The sequence below is a fragment of the Pseudoflavonifractor intestinihominis genome (assembly GCF_040096055.1).
In the GTDB taxonomy this organism is placed as follows: domain Bacteria; phylum Bacillota; class Clostridia; order Oscillospirales; family Oscillospiraceae; genus Pseudoflavonifractor; species Pseudoflavonifractor intestinihominis.
In genome coordinates this window covers 111,282-127,439 of record NZ_JBBMFK010000010.1, presented here as the reverse complement: position 1 = coordinate 127,439, position 16,158 = coordinate 111,282, and the positions used below count along the sequence as shown (strand labels likewise).

At 64.0% G+C, this 16,158-nt stretch carries 18 protein-coding genes; 9 read left to right on the top strand and 9 right to left on the bottom strand.

The genetic code is table 11. The features are described from left to right. Nucleotides 1-245: 245 nt before the first annotated feature. Complete coding sequence (locus WMO64_RS07875; RefSeq protein WP_349231626.1) at nucleotides 246-890, top strand: DUF1847 domain-containing protein; 645 nt, start codon at nucleotides 246-248, stop codon at nucleotides 888-890. 54 nt (nucleotides 891-944) lie between these two features. Here WMO64_RS07875 and WMO64_RS07870 read toward each other — a convergent pair whose 3' ends face one another. The 4 genes from WMO64_RS07870 to WMO64_RS07855 form a co-directional block, all read right to left on the bottom strand. Beyond that, nucleotides 945-1,274 (bottom strand): hypothetical protein, encoded by a 330-nt coding sequence (locus tag WMO64_RS07870; RefSeq protein ID WP_294521421.1) that lies wholly within the window; start codon nucleotides 1,272-1,274, stop codon nucleotides 945-947. A gap of 15 nt (nucleotides 1,275-1,289) precedes the next feature. Beyond that, nucleotides 1,290-2,072 carry an SDR family oxidoreductase gene (locus tag WMO64_RS07865; RefSeq protein WP_294521418.1) on the bottom strand — a complete coding sequence of 261 codons (783 nt, stop codon included), beginning with the start codon at nucleotides 2,070-2,072 and terminating at the stop codon, nucleotides 1,290-1,292. A gap of 303 nt (nucleotides 2,073-2,375) precedes the next feature. Beyond that, nucleotides 2,376-3,833 (bottom strand): serpin family protein, encoded by a 1,458-nt coding sequence (locus WMO64_RS07860; RefSeq protein WP_349231625.1) that lies wholly within the window; start codon nucleotides 3,831-3,833, stop codon nucleotides 2,376-2,378. 1 nt (nucleotide 3,834) lies between these two features. Beyond that, entirely contained in the window at nucleotides 3,835-4,302 is a 468-nt protein-coding gene (locus tag WMO64_RS07855) for an RNA polymerase sigma factor (RefSeq protein ID WP_294521414.1), read from the bottom strand. Between the two features lie 359 nt (nucleotides 4,303-4,661). Here WMO64_RS07855 and ytvI point away from each other — a divergent pair, with 359 nt between their 5' ends. From ytvI to lexA, 3 genes are all read left to right on the top strand, one after another. After that, a complete protein-coding gene (gene ytvI, locus WMO64_RS07850) occupies nucleotides 4,662-5,849 on the top strand; it encodes a sporulation integral membrane protein YtvI (protein ID WP_349231624.1) in 1,188 nt (395 codons plus the stop codon). A gap of 216 nt (nucleotides 5,850-6,065) precedes the next feature. Further along, entirely contained in the window at nucleotides 6,066-7,409 is a 1,344-nt protein-coding gene (locus WMO64_RS07845) for a S1C family serine protease (protein ID WP_349231623.1), read from the top strand. 244 nt (nucleotides 7,410-7,653) lie between these two features. Beyond that, the gene (gene lexA / locus WMO64_RS07840) at nucleotides 7,654-8,271 is read left to right on the top strand and encodes a transcriptional repressor LexA (RefSeq protein ID WP_294521404.1); all 618 of its coding nucleotides are present in this window, start codon (nucleotides 7,654-7,656) and stop codon (nucleotides 8,269-8,271) included. A 72-nt stretch (nucleotides 8,272-8,343) separates the two neighbouring features. On the opposite strand, the gene WMO64_RS07835 is transcribed toward lexA, so the two are convergent. Further along, nucleotides 8,344-9,345, bottom strand: coding sequence for an alpha/beta hydrolase (locus WMO64_RS07835; protein ID WP_294521401.1), 1,002 nt, complete (start codon nucleotides 9,343-9,345; stop codon nucleotides 8,344-8,346). Between the two features lie 378 nt (nucleotides 9,346-9,723). On the opposite strand from WMO64_RS07835, the gene WMO64_RS07830 reads away from it, so the two are divergent. Genes WMO64_RS07830 through WMO64_RS07810 form a run of 5 tightly spaced genes read left to right on the top strand, consistent with a single transcriptional unit; the run spans nucleotide 9,724 to nucleotide 12,098 of the window. Next, nucleotides 9,724-10,200, top strand: coding sequence for a methylated-DNA--[protein]-cysteine S-methyltransferase (locus WMO64_RS07830; RefSeq protein ID WP_349231622.1), 477 nt, complete (start codon nucleotides 9,724-9,726; stop codon nucleotides 10,198-10,200). A 3-nt stretch (nucleotides 10,201-10,203) separates the two neighbouring features. Then, nucleotides 10,204-10,428 carry a permease of phosphate ABC transporter gene (locus tag WMO64_RS07825; protein WP_294521395.1) on the top strand — a complete coding sequence of 75 codons (225 nt, stop codon included), beginning with the start codon at nucleotides 10,204-10,206 and terminating at the stop codon, nucleotides 10,426-10,428. A 4-nt stretch (nucleotides 10,429-10,432) separates the two neighbouring features. Beyond that, on the top strand, nucleotides 10,433-10,645 hold the full coding sequence (locus tag WMO64_RS07820; RefSeq protein ID WP_349231621.1) for a DUF6440 family protein: 213 nt from the start codon (nucleotides 10,433-10,435) through the stop codon (nucleotides 10,643-10,645). Beyond that, nucleotides 10,642-11,394 carry an exodeoxyribonuclease III gene (locus tag WMO64_RS07815; protein ID WP_349231620.1) on the top strand — a complete coding sequence of 251 codons (753 nt, stop codon included), beginning with the start codon at nucleotides 10,642-10,644 and terminating at the stop codon, nucleotides 11,392-11,394. The genes WMO64_RS07820 and WMO64_RS07815 overlap by 4 nt, the downstream gene beginning before the upstream one ends. A gap of 32 nt (nucleotides 11,395-11,426) precedes the next feature. Continuing rightward, entirely contained in the window at nucleotides 11,427-12,098 is a 672-nt protein-coding gene (locus tag WMO64_RS07810; protein ID WP_349231619.1) for an MBL fold metallo-hydrolase, read from the top strand. 96 nt (nucleotides 12,099-12,194) lie between these two features. Here the strand turns inward: WMO64_RS07810 and WMO64_RS07805 are convergent, their stop codons facing one another. The 4 genes from WMO64_RS07805 to WMO64_RS07790 all read right to left on the bottom strand — a co-directional run bounded on the left by WMO64_RS07805 (nucleotide 12,195) and on the right by WMO64_RS07790 (nucleotide 16,153). After that, entirely contained in the window at nucleotides 12,195-13,016 is an 822-nt protein-coding gene (locus WMO64_RS07805; protein ID WP_294521383.1) for an Mrp/NBP35 family ATP-binding protein, read from the bottom strand. Nucleotides 13,017-13,093: 77 nt separating this feature from the next. Continuing rightward, the gene (locus WMO64_RS07800; protein WP_349231618.1) at nucleotides 13,094-14,032 is read right to left on the bottom strand and encodes a uridine kinase family protein; all 939 of its coding nucleotides are present in this window, start codon (nucleotides 14,030-14,032) and stop codon (nucleotides 13,094-13,096) included. 2 nt (nucleotides 14,033-14,034) lie between these two features. Then, nucleotides 14,035-15,519, bottom strand: coding sequence for a coproporphyrinogen dehydrogenase HemZ (hemZ, locus tag WMO64_RS07795; RefSeq protein ID WP_349231617.1), 1,485 nt, complete (start codon nucleotides 15,517-15,519; stop codon nucleotides 14,035-14,037). A gap of 28 nt (nucleotides 15,520-15,547) precedes the next feature. Then, nucleotides 15,548-16,153, bottom strand: a complete 606-nt coding sequence (locus WMO64_RS07790) for an MBL fold metallo-hydrolase (RefSeq protein ID WP_349231616.1) — start codon at nucleotides 16,151-16,153, stop codon at nucleotides 15,548-15,550. Nucleotides 16,154-16,158 lie beyond the last annotated feature (5 nt).

The window sequence follows — 16,158 nt, the reverse complement described above, 5'->3', positions numbered from 1 at the left end:
TCAGTTTAGCAAATCCTTCGGTTAACGCACAGACTATATTTTCATTCTCAGCTGTGATGGCATTTCATGAGGCGTTGGAAAACCGTATCTTCATGCCGGAACTCCTTTCTGGCCCGGAGGCACGTTGTTTCAGGGAGCTTTCCTCAAATATATGATACAGAAAACATGGAAAACTGTAAAGCTTTTGCCTGATTTTATATCTCCTGAATTGTGATTAGGGAGAATGTTGAGAGGAGCGCTGCGCAATGGAAAAGGAAATCGTCCGCTCCTGCGCCGACTGCGGCGTAGTGGGCTGCAAGCGTCAGGACCCGGAGGGGCGTCCCCCCTTCTGCCTGACCGAGCACATGGACCGGCAGGCCATGGACGAGGCCATGGAGGCCTACCACGAAGAGGTCAACCACAAGGTCATGACCACGGCGGCGGATGTGGAGTACCAGGGCTACTGCCACTGGACCCGCATCCAGGAGATCGTGGAGTTTGCCAAGCGGATGGGATACCACAAGCTGGGCATCGCCACCTGCGTGGGCCTGATCCGCGAGGCCCGGATTGCCGCGAAAATCCTCCGCAGCCACGGCTTTGAGGTGTACGGCGTGGCCTGCAAGGCGGGTGCGGTCCGCAAGACGGCGGTGGGCATCGCCCCAGAGTGCGAGTCCATCGGCACCAACATGTGCAACCCCATCCTTCAGGCCAAGCTGCTCAACAGGCAGGGCACGGAGCTGAACATTGTGGTGGGCCTTTGCGTGGGCCACGACAGCCTGTTCTACAAGTACTCCGACGCCCTGTGCACCACCCTGGTGACCAAGGACCGGGTCACCGGCAACAACCCCGCCGCCGCGCTGTACACGGCGGACTCCTATTACAAGCGCCTCTACGGCCCTGAGAAGGAGTAAACGACAAAATCCCCGCTCCGGAAGCTCCGGAGCGGGGATTTTTCTTCGTTCGCTTTATGCGGGCCGGATGACCAGCTCCTTGATGAGGCCGGTGGTGGGGTCGTAGCTCTCGATGTTGGCCACGGCGTGGTTGATAATGCCGCCGTAGCTGATGTAGAAGTTGACGGTCCGCTCGTCCACGATGCGGGGGCTGGACACGGACAGGCCGCCCAGAATGAACTGGTTGTGGTAGAACATGTCCATGGCCCGGCGGCCGTAGACGAAGAAGTTGGGCGTGCCCTCGGGCGTGCAGTAGTCAAACAGCCGGCACTGGCTGGAAAAGCACTGGGACATGGCCTTGTAGTCCTTTTTCTCCATGGCGTGGATGAAATCCGCAATCAGCATATCAGTAACCCCCTCTTAATAGACCTTTTCGGAATTGAGCAGCGCGTCGGTGCCGCCGTCCACAAAGAGCACCACGCCGTTGATGCCGTGGGCCAGGGGCGAGGAGAGGAAGATGATGGCGTTGGCGATGTCCTCGGGGCTCATCAGCGGGTCGTTGGTGCCGTAGTTGATGGGCACGGGCAGGGCCTCCACCGCCACCATGTGCTCCGGGGAGAGCTTGGCGGTCATGGCGGTGCGCACGTTGCCGGGGGCCACCGCGTTGATGCGCACGCCGTGGGCGCCCCAGTCGGCGCTCATGCGGCGGGCCCAGCGGGCCAGGGCATACTTGGTGGCGGCGTAGAAGGAGTGGGCGGTCTTGGGGTCGTAGTCCTTCACCAGGGCCAGGATGCGCTCCTCGTCGGCCTGGTTGTTCAGCATGCCCACCACGTCCATCCGGGCCGCGCCCTGGGCGATGGTGTTGGAGGAGGTGACCACGCAGGAGCCCCGCTTCTTCTGCAGCAGCTCCAGGGCGCCGGAGGCCATGGCGGTGGCGCCGAAGTAGTTCAGGGAGATGATGAGGGGGATGTTGCCGCTGGCGCCGGAGACGCCCGCGTTGCAGATCATGGCGTCAATGCCGTCGGGATACCGGTCGTACAGCTCCCGCAGAGCGGACTCCCTGCCCTCCACAGTGGCCAGGTTGGCGGTGATATCGCCGTCCTTCAGGTCGATGTTGACGGTCTCGTGGCCCTGCTCCTTCAGCTTGGACACGATCTGGGCTCCGATGCCGCTGGAGCCGCCGGTTACCACGTAAATACCCATGTTCAACGCCTCACTCTTTCATATTTTGCCGGTTCGGAGGGGAGAAAGAATTCTGATATCAAAATCCTTCCGCCTGTTCTTGATTTGAGTATAGCTGTCTCCCTGGAAAAGTCAATGGATGTGCAATAAGTTTATTTTTTAACTTATAATTGAGAAAAATAAAACAATTTGCAACGAAAAAGTTAATAATATGATAGATATTTCACAAACGAAAAAACGTGGGTTTTTCAGGCCGAAAAGGGGGCGTGCGCAAAAAAGGCGGGCCGCACTGCGGCCCGCCCAAATTGGTGGGGCGATGTCCTGTTACCCCGGATTTTCCACCACGCCCACAAAGAGCACCGTGTCCTCCGCCCTGATGAGGAAGAGGAAGGGCCGGTCCAGGTCCATGACGCAGATGGTGGGGTCCTCGGGGGGCGGCCCTTCACCGGTGTCGGCCATCAGGGTGACGGCGGCGGCCTCCACCCCCTGCTCGTCCACCTTGACCCGGCCGATTTGCTTGATCTGGTCCACCCATAGTGCCTCATCGGTCAGAGAGGAGAAGTCGGCGGCGTTCCGGTCCAGGGCGTCGGTGATGCCCAGACCCTCCAACGTGGACATCAGGTATAGGTCGGAGCTGACGTCAAACTTGGGCACGGACCAGTGGACCTCGCCCAGAATGGCGTCGTCACTGTAGATGTCCAGGCTGGGGAGAAAATTGGGGTTGGACAGCAGCTCGGTGGGAGACACCCCCTCCTCCGGCAGGACGAAGATCATCTGCCCCAGAGAAGTGGACAGGGCGGCGGCCTCATATCCCTCCCGGCGGAGGAAGGACACATTCTTGTCTGTGCGGTGCATGAAGTCCACCGTCAATTCTTCACCGGCGGCGGTGGTGAAGACGTCCTCGCTGGTGTTCTCCGGCTGGAACTCGTCCCGCCAGCCCGCTTGGTAGTACAGGGTGGAGGCCAGCACCGCAAGGGTGTCCTGGGTGGTCTCCAGCACCTTGCCGTCTCCGCCGATGAGCCCCTTGGTCTGGTCCGCCACCCAGGCGGCCAGGGCCTCGTCCGCCTCGTCGGTGCCCATGGGCACCTGGTAGGAGCCGGCGTAGTAGCGCTCCGCCAGGGTGTCCAGCACGTCCTGGTGGAACCCGACCCCCTCCCCCAGCCAGATGGAGTTGCCCAGCAGCAGGGTAGCAGTGCCGTCGTCGGTGTACAGGGCGTGCCACAGGCTGTCCGCCCAGCCGCGCAGCTGCTCCATGTCCTCCGCCCCCAGGGCGGTGAGCACCTGCTGCCGGGTCTCCCCCGCCGTGGTCTCGGCCAGCATGGCCAGGGCAAACCACAGGGAGATGGGGGAGTAGATCCGGTTGTTCTCCCCCGCCAGGGCCAGGGCGGCGCTGCGGGCGGAGAAGTCCGATAGCGCCTCCAGCAGACCGGGCTGGTCGGCCAGGGCCGGGGCGGCGTCCCGGAAGGCGCGCCAGTCGTCCCGGTAGGCGTCATAGGCCTGGTTCCAGTCGTCCCAGGCCTGTTCCGTGTCCTGGAGCGGTTCGCCGGGAGCTTTGGCCAGCTCGGGGTATACCGGCACCGCCAGGGCCTGGGCGCTGCCGCCCGTGGAGCCGGTCAGGCCGGGGATGCCGGTGGCCAGCAGTACCACCGCCAGTACCGCCGCCACCGCGGCGGGAATGAGGGGACGGCGGCGCTTTTTCCGCCCTGCCCCTGTCACAGCCCGTTCCACCAGCTCCGGCGAGGGCCGGAGGGCGTCGTTGGCCGCCTTGTATCTGTCCAGCATGTCACTCATCTCCCTTCAATGCAGCAGCCAGCCTGTCCCGGCCCCGGGACAGCCAGCTCTTCACCGTGCCCTCCCGGGCCCCGGTCAGGGCAGCCACCTCCGCCACCGAGTACCCCTCATAGTAGTGGAGATGGATGGCCGTCCGGTAGGGCTTGGGCAGGGCCAGCACCGCCTGGTACACTGCCCGGTCCTCCTGGGGCACGGCCCTGGTCAGGGCCTCCTCCAGGGGCAGGCTCTTCCGCCAGGGCGCGGAGAGCAGGGTGCTGGTGCAGTTGAGGGTGCAGCGGATGAGCCAGGCCTTCCGGTGCTCGTCGCTGCTCAGCTCCCCCTCGTGGCGGAAAAAGCGGGCGAATACCTCCTGAAATACGTCCTCACTGTCCTGGATATGGCGGGTGCGGGCCAGGGCCAGCCGCCACACCATGCCGCCCCAGCGCTCCACCTGAGCGCGGGCGGTCCTCTCGTCCGTCATATTCCCTCACCTCTTTTTGGGCATCCTCCGTCCCGGAGACCGCCCGCCATGCCCCCAGCGGGCCGCCCTCCGGGACCTCTTACATCCATAATACCAGAAGAGAGCAAAAAAGGTTGCAGGCCGGGAAAATTTTCAGGGGATTTTCGGAAATATTCATGGATTCTTGATATTATCCCATCGGGGCCGTGCTACAATGGGCTGAGATTGCGGCGGTCAGAGGAGCCTTTCCCCTCATCCGTCTGGCCTTCGGCCAGCCACCTTCCCCCGAGGGGGAAGGCTTTGGGAGCTTTTTCGCCCATCAGCCCCGGGGAAAGGGGCGGACATAGAAAGACACAAGAGATACATAAGGAGGAATTGCTTTGAACGGGAAAGAGCTGACCTGGCGGGAGCGGGGGCGGCTGTGGCTGCGGCTGGGCATCCGGCTGGCCGGGACCATTCTGGTGGTATTGTTTCTGGTGTACGGTGCACCGCCTTTACTGGGCCTGCTGATGCCCTTTGTGCTGGCCCTGGTGCTGACCTGGATTCTCAACCCGGCCATTGTAAAGGTGCAGCGGCGGCTGGGGGCCTCCCGGAAGGCCCTGTCCCTGGTGATGCTGATCCTGATCTTCACTGTGGCGGGGGGCCTGCTGGCGGCGCTGGTGTACAGCGTGGTCAGCGAGGTGGCCTCTCTGGTGATGAACTGGCCCGCCATCTGGTCGGGCAACCTCCAGCCCGCCATCACCGACCTGGAGGGCTTCCTCTCCGGCCTGTTCGCCGGGCTGCCCCAGCAGGTGAACCAGACCGCCACCGACGGCCTGGAAAAGTTGGTGGCCTGGCTCAATGAGATGATCCCCGAGCTGCTCAGCCGGGCGGGCAGCGCGGCGGGGTCCTTTGCCTTCAGCATCCCCTCTTTTGTGGTGGCCCTGGTCATCTTCGTCATGGCCACCTACTTCATCGCCTCCGACTACCCCCGCCTCCGCCTCATGGTCACCGACCGCCTGTCCCCAGGCGTCCGGGACTTTTTCGGCAGCGTCAAGCGCACGGCGGTGGCCGCCTTCGGCGGATATGTGAAGGCCCAGCTGATCCTGTCCGTGGTGGTCTTCTTTATCCTGCTGGCGGGCTTTGTGGTCATCCGGCAGCCCTACTCGGTGCTGCTGGCCTTCCTGCTGGCGGTGCTGGACTTTATCCCCATCGTGGGTTCGGGCACCGTCATGGTGCCCTGGGCGGTGGCCGACCTGTTTCTGGGGCAGTACCGCCACGCTGTGGAGCTGATGGTCATATGGGGCGTCATTGCCCTGTTCCGCCGGGTGGCCGAGCCCAAGGTGGTGGGGGACCAGACCGGATTGTCCCCCATCCTGTCCCTCATCAGTATCTATGTGGGCATGAAGATCGCCGGCGTGGCGGGTATGATCCTGGGCCCGGTGCTGTGCATGGTGGTCATCAATATCGGCCGCCTGGGGGTGCTGGACGGGGTGCTGTCCGACCTGCGCCTGGCCGCGGGGGACCTGGCCGCCATCCTGAAAAACCGGCCCGCACCTGAAACGGAACGGGAGCAAAAACAGGGATAAAGCACAAATAGAGCATATTTCTTAAACTTTTTTAAGACTGAAACGGAAAAACCCCTCCCTCCGGGGAAAAATATTACGGCACCCGGCGAAAGTTCAAATTTCATTTTATCTTTCTTCACGCTTTGGACATAAATTCCGGTTATGCTTAGTCCCGTAAAAAGGAAACGGGCCAGGAACCCGCCGAGAGAGTATCTCGTGATAGAAGGAGCGACAGATATGTACTACAGTGAATTCAATCCTGAAAACCGCCCCGAGGAGCAGCAGCCCCAGCAGACTTTCGAGGCGACCTCTTATCATATTGAGGACGAAGTCCGTCCCACCAAAAAGAAGAAGCGGGTATGGCCCAAGGTGACCGCCCTGTGTCTGGTGTGCGCCCTGCTGGGCGGCGGCGCAGGCGCCGGGGTCATGGCCCTCACCGGCGGCGTGAAGGGCTCCACCACCGTCTACCAGGGCGACCACGCCCCCACGGTGGTCAATGTTTCCAACGTGACCACCAAGGAGCCCCTGACCGCCGCGCAGATCTACGCCACCTATGTCAACGCCGCCGTGGGCATCACCACCGAGATCAACACCAACGTCTACGGACAGGTGGTCCAGACCGCCGCCTCCGGCTCCGGTTTCATCATCACCCAGGACGGCTACATCGTCACCAACTACCACGTCATTGAGGACGCCAGCAAGATCACCGTCACCCTGGTGGACGGCAAGAGCTACGACGCCACCCTGGTGGGCGGCGACGAGGAGAACGACATCGCCGTGCTGAAGGTGGACGCCACCGGGCTGTCCACCGTGGTCATCGGCAGCAGCGACAGCCTGGTGGTGGGCGATCAGGTCTACGCCATCGGCAACCCCCTGGGCGAGCTGACCTTCTCCCTCACCGGCGGCTATGTGTCCGCCCTGGACCGGAACGTGACCATGAGCGACGGCCGCCGTATGAACTACATCCAGACCGATACGGCCATCAACTCTGGCAACTCCGGCGGCCCCCTGTTTGACCAGTACGGCCAGGTGGTGGGCATCGTGTCCGCCAAGCTGTCCAACAACGGCGACTCCTCCGAGGCCTCTGTGGAGGGCGTGGGCTTCGCCATCCCCATTGACAACGTGTGGAACATGATTACCGACATCATGCAGTACGGCTACGTCACCGGCAAGCCCTACATGGGCATCATCAACACCAGCGTCAGCGGCGAGGCCCAGCGGTACGGCACCCCTGCCGGTGCCTATGTCCTGGGCGTGGTGGACGACTCCTGTGCGGCCAAGGCCGGCCTCCAGGAGGGCGACATCATCACCAAGCTGGACGACACCGACATCACCTCTTCCGATGACCTGCAGAACGCCCTGTCCGAGTACCGCGCCGGCGACACCGCCACGCTGACGGTGAGCCGCTCCGGCCAGACCCAGACCCTGACCATCACCTTCGATGAGCGCACCGACGAGCGGGTGCAGGCCTCTCAGGAGCTCCAGGAGCAGATCGAGCAGGAGCAGAACCAGCAGAGCCAGCAGTACGGCCAGCAGTATGGCAACAGCTACGGCGGCGGCTATTGGCCCTTCGGCTGGTAAGGCCTGAGCGTACAACTTCATTTCACAGACCGTCCACAAGGGCGCGGCGAGCATTCGCCGCGCCCATTTTTGTTCCTGCGGGAGGAGAAAAGAAAAATGGCGGGATTTTAGAACGAATGTTTGCGTTTTGCCTGAGCATGTGATATAATAGCGTACACCGAGACCGAGAGAAAACAAGGGCGTACAGTCCCCTTTATGGGGCCGCGCCCTCTGCCGCCGGCAGAGCAGACAAGGAGGGCTCGCAATGAGGGTACTCTCTCCCAAGCAGCAGCAGATCTACGACTATATCGTGTCTTTCCAGGCCGACCACGGCTACCCCCCCTCTGTCCGGGAGATCGGCGAGGCGGTGGGGCTCAAGTCCCCCTCCACGGTCCACTTCCACCTGAAGGGGCTGGAGGAGAAGGGGCTCATCATCAAGGCCGAGGGCAAGACCCGGGCCATCACGGTCAGCGGCTCCACCGGACGTGCCATCGCCGAGGAGGAGCACCCCAGCGCCAACCGGATACCCGTGGTGGGCAACGTGGCCGCCGGGTCCCCCATCCTGGCGGAGGAGTGCATCGAGGACTACCTGACCTTTGACACCGGCGGACTGGCCGGGGAGCACTTCGCCCTGAAGGTGCGGGGGGAGTCCATGCTGGGGGCGGGCATCCTGCCCGGAGACCTGGTGGTGGTCCACCGCCAGCCCGAGGCCCACAGCGGCGAGATCGTGGTGGCCCTCTTTGAGGACGAGGCCACGGTCAAGACTCTCCGCTGGAAGGACGGCCACCCCTGGCTTATGCCCGAGAACCCGGACTACCAGCCCATTGACGGCGCAGGGGCCGAGATTCTGGGCAAGGTGGTAGCGGTGGTGCGCAAATACTGAGCAGAACAGCAGACAGCCCCGCTGTCCGGATTACGGACAGCGGGGCTGCTTTTTTTGCGTGATATGGGCCGCTTACTCCTGGCCCTGGAGCACAGAGCCGGCGAACTGGAGGGCCTTGGTGGTGGCGGGCTCCCAGAAGGTCCAGGCGTGGACGCCGTCGGGCTCCACAGAGAGCTGGGCATCGGGGGCCACGGTGAGGAGCTGGTCATAGAAGTTCTGCACCTCGGAGATGTCCACGGTGGTGTCCGCGTCGCCGCTGATGACGTAGAAGGACACGGGGCTGTTCTTGGCGGTGTAGTCCTCCAGGTAGGAGGTGGGGTAGAAGGACTCCCACACGCTCTGGGAGAAGTTGGCGTCGCCCTCGGGGAACACGTGCCAGTTGTCGTACAGGTCGTTGCCCTCGGTGGGCTGGGCCCACACGGCGGGGGAGATCAGCAGGGCGGCGGAGAAGAGCTCGGGATACTTCAGGGCGAAGCGGGCCGCGCCGTAGCCGCCCATGGAGATGCCGCCGATGATCCGGCCCTCCTTGGAGGTGTCGGCCCGGTAGAGGGACTCAATGGTGGGGAACAGGTCGTTGATAAAGGCGGACTCCATGTCCAGAGCGGGGCCGTCGATGTAGTAGGAGTTGAAGCCGTCGGGGAACACCACAATGGCCTCGGGCATCTGGCCGCTCTCGATCAGGCTGTCCATGATCTCAGGGGTAGAGAACCGCTCCACCAGGTTGCGGTGGTTGCCGAAGGCACCGTGGAGCAGGTAGATGACCGGGTAGGTCTTGTCGGCGTTGGCGGGGTCGTCATAGCCGCGGGGCAGATAAATGGTGTAGTTCCAGTCCAGCTTCAGGGTCTCGGAGTAGAGGGTGGGGGCCAGGCAGTAGCTGGCGTACTCCTCCTCGGGCTCAGCGCTGGGGGTGGTGCTGGGGGTGGCGCTGGGGGTGGTGCTGGGCTGGACGGACTGAGTTACCGTGGTCGAGGGAGAGGGGCTGGTGGTGTCGGCGGAGGGCTGCTGGGTGCAGCCGGCGGTACCAACCATCAGAGCGGCGGCCAGCAAAAGAGCGGAGATCTTGTTGTATTTCATTCTATATTCTCCTTTTCCAGACGGACAGGTGGTTCGTTCCTTTCTTGCCAGCGCCCTCCCGATGGGCCCGCGTCCGGGGGCGGAGGCTGCCGTGCTGCGGCAGATCGGGCGTCCCCGTCTGCTGCTCTTGTTTCAGTATGCGCCCGAAGTGGTGAAAAGTCAATTTCTAAAACTGAAACATTGGTCCATAATACGGCGAAACCGAAGCAAAAAATTATGCAGAGTGCATAAAGAAAATGGGGAATCTCTTCGGGGGAGAGCCTGGCCCCGGCGGGAGGTCCGTGGAAATTCCAGGGGGTGATTTACTGGGCCGGGATGGCTGTGGTATAATATGAGCCGGATATGCCGCGGTCCCGCGGCGGAGAGGAGTGTGGGCCATTGGATCTGATCCTGTTCGACACCCCTGTGGGCACCCTGGGACTGGAAGAGGAGGACGGCGCCATTGTGCGGCTGCTGCTGCCAGGGGCGCCTGTACCCCGGATCGCCTGCCACGAGACGCCCCTGCTCTCCGAGGGAAAGCGGCAGGTGCTGGAGTATCTGGCCGGCCAGCGGCGGGGCTTTGACCTGCCCCTGGCCCCGGTGGGCACGGAGTTTTACAGAGCCGTTTGGCATGCCCTGGAGGCCATCCCCTGCGGGGAGACCAGGACCTACCGGGACATTGCGGAAGCGGTAGGGCGGCCCAGGGCCGTCCGGGCGGTGGGGCAGGCCAACCACCGCAACCCCATCCCCATTATCATCCCCTGCCACCGGGTGGTGGGGGCAAACGGCAGCCTGACCGGCTACGCCGGCGGGCTGGACCTGAAGGCACGCCTGCTCCGGCTGGAGGCCGGGACAGTGGAAGGAAAGGAGAACTGAGCCATGAAGAACCTGATCGCGGCGGGAAACCTGTACCTGAAGAAGATGGAACTGACTGATGTGGCCCTGCTCAAGCTGTGTGTGGGCGCCCTGGGGGTGCTCATCGGCCTGGGCGCCGCAAAAAAGCACAGGAAGGGCGCCGGTCTGCTGGCGGGGCTGGTGTTCTGCGTGACCTACGTGCCCCTGATGGGCCGGTTCCTCCGGGCCATTGTGGCGGGAGAGGACTGAGCATATGGCGAAAAAGGACAAGCGCTTCCAGGTGGTCCACCGAGAGGCCCCGGCGGGCGGCATGATGATGGAGACCGTCATTCTGGTGGACACTTTTACCGGCGTGCTCTATCTCCAGGTGGTCAACGGGTACGGCGGCGGTCTCACGCCCCTGCTGGACCGGGACGGCAAGCCGGTGATCTGGGACAGCGCGCAGCCTCTGGAGGATTTGGATTGAAACTGGTATCGTGGAACGTAAACGGCCTGCGGGCCTGCCTGGGCAAGGGCTTTCTGGAGTCCTTCGCCGCCCTGGACGCAGATGTGTTCTCCATCCAGGAGACCAAGATGCAGCCCGGCCAGGCGGAGCTGGACCTGCCCGGCTACAGGCAGTACTGGAACAGCGCCGAGAAGAAGGGCTATTCGGGCACGGCAGTGTTCACCCGGCTGGAGCCCCTGAATGTGACCTACGGCATCGGCTCGGAGGAGCACGACCGGGAGGGCCGGGCCATCACCCTGGAGTTTGAGGACTTCTACCTGGTCAACTGCTACGTGCCCAATGCCCAGCGGGAGCTGACCCGGCTGGACTGGCGCATGGAGTGGGAGGACGCCCTGCGGGAATACCTGCTGGCGCTGGATAAGAAGAAGCCGGTGATCTACTGCGGGGACCTGAACGTGGCCCACCAGGAGATCGATCTGAAGAACGCCAAGTCCAACCGGGGCAACGCGGGCTTCACCGACGAGGAGCGCGACAAGATGACCCAGCTGCTGGAGGCCGGGTTCGTGGACTCCTTCCGCCACCTGTACCCCGACAAGACCGGGGCCTACTCCTGGTGGAGCTATATGTTCCACGCCCGGGAGAAGAACGCGGGGTGGCGCATCGACTACTTCATCGTCTCCAGGTCCATTGCGGACAGGATCAACGACAGCGTCATCCACCCGGAGATCATGGGCAGCGACCACTGCCCGGTGGAGCTGGATATTTTCTGACCGCCGGAACAGGGCGGAAATGGGGCGAAACCATGACAGAGACAAGAAAATTTGGGGAAAACTTTTATATTCTGGACGACGGCCGGGTGCGGCAGTTCCTCATCACCGGCCCGGAGGAGGCCCTGCTCATCGACACCGGCTTCCCGGACAGCGGCGTGTACCAGGCGGTGAAGGCAATCACGGACAAGCCGGTGAAGGTGGTCCTGACCCACGGGGACTGGGACCACACCGGCGGCCTGGGGCAGTTCCGGGAGTGCTGGCTCCATCCCAGGGACTGGCACTTGGTGGAGGGGGATGTGACCCTCCACCCCCTCCAGGATGGGGACGTGTTCACCTGCGGCGGGTACCGGCTGGAGGTCATGGAGATCCCCGGCCACACCTACGGCAGCGTGGCCTTTTTTGACCGGGAGAGGAAGCTGCTGCTGCCCGGGGACTCGGTGCAGAAGGGCGGCCCCATCTTCATGTTCGGCAGCCACCGGAATCTGGACCTGTATATTGAGAGCCTGCGGGAGCTGCGGGGCCTGTCCGGCCAGGTGGAGACCATCCTGCCCTGCCACCACCCCTGCCCCATCGACTTCAGCTATGTGGAGAAAAACCTGGAGGACGCGGTGGCCCTGAAAAAGGGCGCGCTGAAGGGCACCAAGCACCCCACCCTGCCCTGCGTGTCCTACCGGGGCCGGTGGACGGAGTTCTACTACGACTGACACAAAAAGAAAACGCGCGGCTGTGCACACAGCCGCGCGTTCGTTTTTTGTTGGAGCGGGGAATATTCCACAATACGCCCCGCCGGTGTGGAAAACTTACTGGTCCAGGGCCTCGGCCACGCCGGTCAGGTAGTTGGGCTCGAACTTCTCGATCTCGCCCTTGTCGCAGGCGGCGGCCACGGCGGGGTCGATGGGCAGGCGGGCCAGCACCTTCAGGCCCAGGTCCTGGGCCACCTGGTTGATGTGGCTCTCGCCGAAGACGGCGTGCTCCTTGCCGCAGTCGGGACACTTGTAGTAGCTGTAGTTCTCCACCAGGCCCAGCACGGGGATGTCCATCAGGCCGGCCATCTTCACCGCCTTGGTGACGATCATGCTCACCAGGTCCTGGGGGGAGGTGACCACGATGATGCCGTCCACGGGCAGGGACTGGAACACGGTCAGGGGCACGTCGCCGGTTCCGGGCGGCATATCCACGAACATGTAGTCCACGTCGCCCCAGACCACGTCGGTCCAGAACTGCTTGACCGTGCCCGCGATGACGGGGCCCCGCCACACGACGGGGTCGGTCTCGTGCTCCACCAGCAGGTTCAGGCTCATGACCTCGATGCCGGTCTCGGACACGGCGGGGTTGATGCCCAGGTCGGTGCCGGTGGCCCGCTCGTGGAGGTTGAAGGCGGTGGGGATGGAGGGGCCGGTGATGTCGGCGTCCAGAATGGCCACCTTCTTGCCCCGGCGGCGCATGGCCACGGCCAGGGAGGAGGTCACCAGGCTCTTGCCCACGCCGCCCTTGCCGCTGACCACGGCGATGACCTTGCCGATCTTGGACAGGGCGTTGGCGGGTGCCAGCAGGCTCTGGGGTGCGGTGCGCTCCCCGCAGTTCTCACCGCAGGAGGAGCAGTCGTGCGTACACTCAGACATTGGAAAATCCTTCCTTCATCTTAAAGATTTCATGGTTTTGGTTGGTCTATGAGAAAACAGCGGGAAAACGCTGCCGCTCAGCGGTACTTGTAGCTGCCGCCGCCGATGAACTCCCGCAGCAGGGAGTCCTTGGCCACCATGGACGGGCCCACCGCCTCAAAGGCGTCGAAGGCGTGGATCAGGTCCAGCAGCTCGGCCCGGCGCTGGTTCTCCGCCGGCACGGCCTGGAGCATGGGCAGGGCGTAGTGCTTCATGACGGGCACCTCGTAGCGCAGGGAGGAGTCGATGATCACGTCGGCCTTGCTCTTGAAGGGGGAGATGTACAGCTTCTCCCCCCGGCGGACGTTGGCCCACATGTCCAGGGTGGCGGCGATGTCGGTGCCCCGGAAGTTGTAGTCCCGGACGGCCCGGCGGGTCAGCCGCATCCAGGTGCCCTTGAACACCACCTTGTCCCCGTCGCACACGTTGCTGCGGGCGGAGATGTACAGCTTGGTGGCCTGGGGGTGGCGGCCGGCGATGTCGTCGTTGAGGGCGTGGATGCCCTCGAAGATGGCGATCTCGTTCTCCTTCAGCCGCAGGGGGGTGCCCCGGGCGTCGTTGCGCATCTGGCGGGCAAACTCGAACTTGGGGATGATGACCTCCTCCCCCCTGGCCAGCTTGGCGAAGGTGTCACCCAGCAGCTCCATGTCCAGGCACTTGGGGGACTCGTAGTCGATGTCCCCCTCCGGCGTCCTGGGGGCGGTGCGGGGGTTCATGGTCTTGAAGTAGTTGTCCATGGACACGGTGTGGGTGGAGATGCCCCGCTTTTCCAGCTCCTCCTCCAGCTTGAGGGCGGTGGTGGTCTTGCCCGAGCCGGAGGGCCCGGACAGCAGCACGATGGGGCTCACCTTGGCCCGCTTGGCGATGGTGTCGGCGGCGGAGACCACCCGGCGCTGGAAGTTCCGGTCGCACTCGGCCAGGAACTCGGCGGCGTCGGCGCGGATGCGTTCGTTGATTTCACGCAGGGAATATGCCATGGTTACCTCCTTGCGGCGGCGTAAAAGTCCGCCAGCTTCTCCTTGTCGGCGATAATATGGTCAATGGCGTTGATATATTCATATGGGTACTTGGGGTCGGAGATGCGCTCGATGCGCCCGGCGGTGCGGTCCACCAGCTTGGTGACGCCCCCGCCCCCCAGGGCCAGCACGGTGTGCAGCTCCTCCATCATGCAGATGTTGTAGAGGTTCTCAAACCCGGGCTTGGTCCAGCCCACGTTCTCAAAGGACCCGGACATATACTTCTGCCGGTACAGGTAGTAGGGCATGTACCCGGCCCCCCGCAGGGTGGTCCAGGCGTAGTCCAGCATGGCGGCCACATCCTCCGCCGTGGGCAGGCTGCCCCCCTCGGTCATGAGCCGGGAGCCCTTTTTCAGGGCCAGGGTGTGGACGGTGATGTTGGCCGGGTCCATGGCCAGCACCTGGTCCAGGGAGGCGCGGAAGCCCTCCCGGCTGTCCTCGGGCAGGCCGGCGATCAGGTCCATGTTCACGCAGGGGATGCCGGAATTCTGCACCAGGTCATAGGCCCGGAGAATGTCCGCCGCCGTGTGGGAGCGGCCCATGGCCCTGAGCACCTTGTCGCTCATGGACTGGGGGTTCACCGACACCCGGTCGGCCCCGTTTCCCTTGAGCGCCGAGAGCTTTTCCGCCGTGATGGTGTCCGGCCGTCCGGCCTCCACGGTGTACTCGGTGCAGCGGGACAGGTCGATGTGGGCCCGGATGTGGCCCATCAGGGCGGCGAGCTGCTCCGCCGACAGGGTGGTGGGGGTGCCGCCGCCGATGTACACCGTGCGGACATACAGCCCCTGGCGTTTCAGCAGGTCCCCGGCGGCCTCCACCTCCCGGAACAGGGCCTCCAGATAGGGGGGCAGCAGCTTGAGGGCCTTGCCCACGTCGGCGGACACAAAGGAGCAGTAGGCGCAGCGGGTGGGACAGAAGGGGATGCCTACATAGAGGGAGATCTCGTCCTCCTTCAGACTGTCCAGGGCGGCCAGACTGGCCCTGGCGCAGTCCATGGCCAGACGGCGGCGCACCGGGGTCACGTGGTAGGTGTCTCGCAGCACCGCCTCGGCCTGGGCCGGGGTCTCACCCCGCAGCAGGGCCTTGGTGGGGATCTTCACCGGCCGCACGCCGGTGAGGGCGCCCCAGGGGGGCTCCTTGCCCAGCACCGCCACCGCCGCCCGGTAGAAGGACAGCTTCAACGCCTTCTGCAATGCCCGGTCCAGCTCCACCTGGCCGGTGAGCCCCGCGGTCTTCACCCGGCAGGAGCCCACGGCGGACTTGCCCTCCCAGGTGAGGGCGGTGCGGCCGGTGGCCCACTGCGCGCCCCGGAAGAGGGTGATGTGGGCCTGGTCCTCCCCCTCCTCCGCCGGCTCCTCCGGGTAGAGGGGCCGCTGGCCGGGAAAGAGGGTGAGCATGATCTGCTCGCAGGCGTATTTGTAGTCGTGGCCGGTGAGATAGAGTTTCATGGATGAGTCCCTTTCCGGCGGGAGAGGGTCACTGGCCCAGAGCCTCCCGCATGTAGTAGTTGCCCTTGCGCTCGGCCTCCAGGGTGGAGGGGGCGTCGTGGCCGGGGCAGACCTTGTAGTTCCCCGGCAGGGCGGCAAGCCGCTTCAGGGAGTCCATGATGGCGTCGTAGCTGCCGCCGGGCAGGTCGGTGCGGCCCATGGAGCCGCGGAACAGGGTGTCCCCGGTGAAGAGGACGTCCCCCGCCTTCAGGCACACGCCGCCGGGGGTGTGGCCGGGGGTGTGGACGACCTCCACCGTCAGGTCTCCCACCGCCACCGTGCTGCCGTCAGTATAGTCCGCGGTGGGGCCGGGGTCGGGGAAAAGGGAGCCGTCCCGGGCGGCCTTGTCCGCCGGGTGGAGATACACCGGCACGTCGGGCAGGGCCTTGCGCAGCTCGGGGAGAGCGCCCACGTGGTCGTAGTGGCCGTGGGTCAGGAAAATGGCGGAAACCGTCAGACCCAGGGCCTGCACGGCGGAGAGAATGCTAGCGGCGTCCCCGCCCGGGTCCACGATGGCGCCCATTTTGGTGGCGTCGTCGCCGAAGATATAACAGTTTGTGCCGATGGGCGGCACGGTCAGCTGCTTGAAAATCATGTTCA